General features: G+C 50.2%; 4 protein-coding genes. All 4 read left to right on the top strand.

Going from position 1 to position 4,217, the window contains the following annotated elements:
- Positions 1 to 380 precede the first annotated feature (380 nt).
- The 4 genes from AACR77_RS04470 to AACR77_RS04455 all read left to right on the top strand — a co-directional run bounded on the left by AACR77_RS04470 (position 381) and on the right by AACR77_RS04455 (position 4,151).
- Positions 381 to 650, top strand: a complete 270-nt coding sequence (locus AACR77_RS04470) for a hypothetical protein (RefSeq protein ID WP_042879988.1) — start codon at positions 381 to 383, stop codon at positions 648 to 650.
- Positions 651 to 978: 328 nt separating this feature from the next.
- Entirely contained in the window at positions 979 to 1,761 is a 783-nt protein-coding gene (locus tag AACR77_RS04465; RefSeq protein ID WP_231563147.1) for a nuclease-related domain-containing protein, read from the top strand.
- Between the two features lie 198 nt (positions 1,762 to 1,959).
- The gene (locus tag AACR77_RS04460; protein ID WP_231563146.1) at positions 1,960 to 3,459 is read left to right on the top strand and encodes a hypothetical protein; all 1,500 of its coding nucleotides are present in this window, start codon (positions 1,960 to 1,962) and stop codon (positions 3,457 to 3,459) included.
- A gap of 116 nt (positions 3,460 to 3,575) precedes the next feature.
- The gene (locus AACR77_RS04455) at positions 3,576 to 4,151 is read left to right on the top strand and encodes a hypothetical protein (RefSeq protein ID WP_042879983.1); all 576 of its coding nucleotides are present in this window, start codon (positions 3,576 to 3,578) and stop codon (positions 4,149 to 4,151) included.
- Positions 4,152 to 4,217: the final 66 nt, after the last annotated feature.

The following is a 4,217-nucleotide window of genomic DNA, read 5'->3' as shown; positions in this document are numbered from 1 at the left end:
GAATCGAACCGGCACGACGCGAACGTCGAGGGATTTTAAATCAAAGAGCCTCGTTTGCATCTTATTGCATGAAATAGCAAACAGATGGAGCGAGTGACACCGCTAATTCACAACGAATGGCACCATGTCATAGGTCATCGCATACCGCTTATCACAGAATTAGCAAAGATAGTGTTGAATAAATTCAGCATTGACACAGCCCGCCGTGGGTCTCCTCTACATTGAGAAATAGAAAACCCGTCTGCTTATGACCGATACTGAGCAGGCCTATGGCTCTTGCAGGCCATTGAAAGTGCTAACCTTGATGCGTACTAACCCATCATTCGGCCTGACACTGCGCGAAGCCGAGAACTCAACCGTTAGGTATACAAGGAGATGTCATGGGCCACGAAAGCAAGATAATCGGTAAAGTTGAGAATCAATCACATCTGCAAAAAGAAGTTTCTGTATCTACAGCATTACTTGTTTTGGGTGGTGCAGCTGTTGGTACATACATTGGATTCCAAATTGGTGGTTCAATCGGTGCTGCTGTTGGAGCATTAGTCGGTGCCTTTATCGGGGCCTTAGCTGCGGGCCTTATAAAGAATTTCAGAGTCAAGTTGCATAAGGATGGCGGGGTAGAGATTAAGTACGAAACACGGTTCGCATAGCATATGCCAATCCGGGCGCAATGAATCTCCTTTGCGCATAAAGGAATAAAGATAACACCCTGTTTTACTTCACGAAAAAGCCAAGGTGTAAGAACCCCATTGGGGATAATCAGATACTGTGATGCTTGCCCCACATCCCAATGGATAGACTCTTACAGGTCAGCTAACCTGACCTCATCACATCTGCAAAATGACGCATGAAATGGAATACTCGTCGCTCGCGGTATCTGTTCTGGCAACTTCTGGCTTGTTCTTGGGCCCGATCTTCCTATCTGTCGGGATCATCTTGTTAATAAGAAAGAGACTTCGCTCACATAGGGTCAGCCCGTTGACCGCCGACCTGCTCAGGCCAGCGGGTCACACCCTACAACAGCAAATCCAGGACCTACAGATAGACCTCTTTTCCCAAATGCTATTCACGCCATTGACCATGATGATGATCGGGTTCTACCTCTTGTTACAGAGCTACATCGATAAGAAGGCTATGAGCACGACTGTGATGCTTACTTCTGGGGTAGTCATGCTGGGTCTCTTTATCTATGGCACAACCAAAACTTACAAAATGGCCAACAAGGTTCAACACCTCAAGCTGGGTTATTCCTGTGAACTGGCAGTGGGTCAGGAGTTGGACCAAATCGTTAGGCCCCAACAGCACCCCTATCGGGTTTACCATGATATCCCGTTTGATGGATTCAATATCGACCATTTGATCATCTGCCCTAACGGGGTCTTTGTCATCGAGACTAAGGGTCGCTCCAAACCCATCAACAATGGAGAAAAACAGTTCAAGGTTCGGGTCGAAAATGATGCGCTTCACTTCCCAAACCATGTTGAAAAAGCCCCACTCGAACAGGTCCGCCGTAACGTCACCACAGTACGTAACTGGCTCAACAGTGCAACTGGGACCGAAGTCCCGGTAGGTGGCGTTCTGGTTCTGCCTGGCTGGTTTGTGGATTTACGCCAGAAGATCACCTTCCCCTACATCGTCAGTGCCGCTGCACTCCCCAAGCAACTCCCCCAATTTAGGGCAGGCTCACTAGAACTGGCCCAGATTCAGGCCATAGCGCACCAAGTAGAGCAAAAAGTACGGGACGTCGCCAAGGCAGGCTAACAGGACTGTATCGCCGACTGATTTTGCATCATTCGGCAAAAGTCCCCCAGCCTTGAATGCCCCTCAGTTTGAGGTTTTTGGGGTGGGTATAGGGGAACACTGAGGGATTTGCAGCGATGAATTTGAAGCCACCCATTGCGGGTAAAAAGCCAGCGGCGCTATTGTACTAATTCTTTTTTTGCACAAGGAGTGTGCTCGATGTCTATCTCGCCCATGGATCTCGCAACTTATTACGGTGTCGATGACATTCCTGCTGCCCTATCGATAGGCGATAACCTCCATAGTTTGCTCGTAGCCATATTCAGGAATGAGCCTCTGACTTCGCCCCGCTACGACATTCTAGCCAGCTACGATCTCAACGCCTTGAGGGGCTTTATCAATGGCGATATGACTCTCCCTGAGTTCAGACGCCAATCTGCGGTAGAACAGGAGCAGCGCCGTTCTAAATCTCTTTACTATAAGGGCCGAAAGATTGTGCATCGCTACCAACCTTCAATCACGAAGCCTTTGGCTGCTCAGCCAGACGACAAACCTAATATAGAGAAGACCAGTCAAAATCCCACTTGGGATTACCTGCAGAAATTTCGGATCAAAAATGGTCTGGCCGATGACCAGAATTCTGTGTCTCTCCCCCCGCATGAACTGGCCAAACAATTCTGGGTGGATGATATCACCAGTGCGATCACGGGCGGTGCCAGGTTGCACAGCCTCCTTGTCGCTGCTGGACAAGGCGCGACGATATCAGCAGCAAACAGACAATTTCTCTTGAACAGGGGGTTGAATGCCTTGCTGTGCTTCTTGACCGGCGAACTCTCCCAAGAGCAGTTCGACCAAAAAGGGAAAGCAGAACAGGAGCAACGAAACGAGCTTGCGCAACAGAAACAACGCGAGATCGCCGCTCAGAAGGCCGCAGATGAAGAACGTTATAAAGCCGAGCAGAAAGCCCGAAGTGTGCGACTTGAAGCTGAGCGGATTCAGCGTGAGAGTGACCCCAAGTACATCGCACGGATGAAGAACCAAGCACTCAGGGAGAAGTATGGTGTCACTGGATATGTCGAATCACATCACCTCAAACAGCTTATGGCAATCCTTCTCAAGCTGGATGCAGGTACACGGCTACTGGAGACTGAAACCATCTGGCTCAAGAGCAATGGCCGTGAGTACGAGACAAAGGAGATTCTGCATAGCTACAACCGACTCGAAGCTGATCACTGGCTAGCGGAGTACCGCAACAGCAAGAACCCATGGAGTGCAGTCAATGCCAGCGGACACTTGCGTAAATGCGCAGCATCGAATGAGGCGATTGCGCTGCTGAGTGCCATCCCAGCCAAGCGGCAGGTTCAGCCTAAGCTGAAATCCGCCATTCTCACCACTCATGGTGGCGCGATGCGTGACCATGGCGAACATGCTGCCGCATTGAACATGGGTGCTGAAGCTCACCGCCTTCAACCCAACAACTTTCGCCCCTGCACACTACTTGGTGCAGTCTGTATCGAGCTTGGCAACATTAGTGAGGGACATGAGTGGTATTGCAAGGCGGAAGCCAGAGGCGCTGGCCGTGACAGCATTATGTCGGATGTCAGGTCGCTTCTTACCCGGATGACAGCCGATAAGCGTGAAGCAGTTATCGCAGAGCTGTTGCGCATTCATCCCGAACAGTATCGATGGCTAACTAAGTGGCGTCAGGCCAAGGCGTAACTGACATTATTGCTAGCAAACCGAGAGTGAATCGCAACCCGTTACAGCTGGGAAGTGTCTAGATCACTGGTGGCGATTCACCCCACATCAACCAACTCTCTACATGAGGAGTCACCATGCCACATAAAACCCCGCTGCTCTCTGCTTTGACCTGTGCCGTCAGTCTCATTGCCTCACCCGCCATTGCCGCAAATACGGGCTTTAAAACCCTGACTGTCGGCCTACCCATCACCACGCTCCAAGCGGTCAACGATGGTCTGATACGCTACGACTGGCGCAGTGACATTGATGAAGAATTTCGCGGCAAACCCAAGACAGGCGAGGGATTCTTAGGACGACCAACTACGGGTGAGTATTACTATGCAGTCTACCAACATAAAGTGTTCTCCTTCGGCGGTACCCAGGCATCGTACCAAGACGACTCCGTTGCTTCTGTCAGACAGGCTAAGGCAGACTTTGAGGAATTAGTCAGTCAGGCGACCAATACCTTGAAAGTCAAGCCAGTGATCATCCGCACAGTGAAGGATAAATCGGTACCGTTTTTTGAATGTGTAACCGACAGCATGTGTGGTAATTACAGCGCAACCTACACCATTGGTGCCAACGAGGTCTCGATCAAATTGATGCAAGACCGTGATGCAGAGAACGGTGGCCGCCAGCTCAACGCGGGAATGCGCGGGACCCTTAAGTAAAATGAATCGCCCCGGCTTATCTAAACACTTTTGAGCCGTTCGAAATATTGCTTTTCACACTCTACT

The sequence above is a fragment of the Aeromonas sp. ZOR0002 genome, assembly GCF_963866995.1.
Lineage (GTDB): Bacteria > Pseudomonadota > Gammaproteobacteria > Enterobacterales > Aeromonadaceae > Aeromonas > Aeromonas caviae.
The sequence above is the reverse complement of the archived record's forward strand: the minus strand, read 5'-3'. Positions and strand labels throughout refer to the sequence as shown.

Coding starts and splice junctions, on each gene's coding strand:
- AACR77_RS04470 (WP_042879988.1), top strand. CDS start 381: ATGGGCCACGAAAGCAAGATAATCGGTAAAGTTGAGAATCAATCACAT.
- AACR77_RS04460 (WP_231563146.1), top strand. CDS start 1,960: ATGTCTATCTCGCCCATGGATCTCGCAACTTATTACGGTGTCGATGAC.
- AACR77_RS04455 (WP_042879983.1), top strand. CDS start 3,576: ATGCCACATAAAACCCCGCTGCTCTCTGCTTTGACCTGTGCCGTCAGT.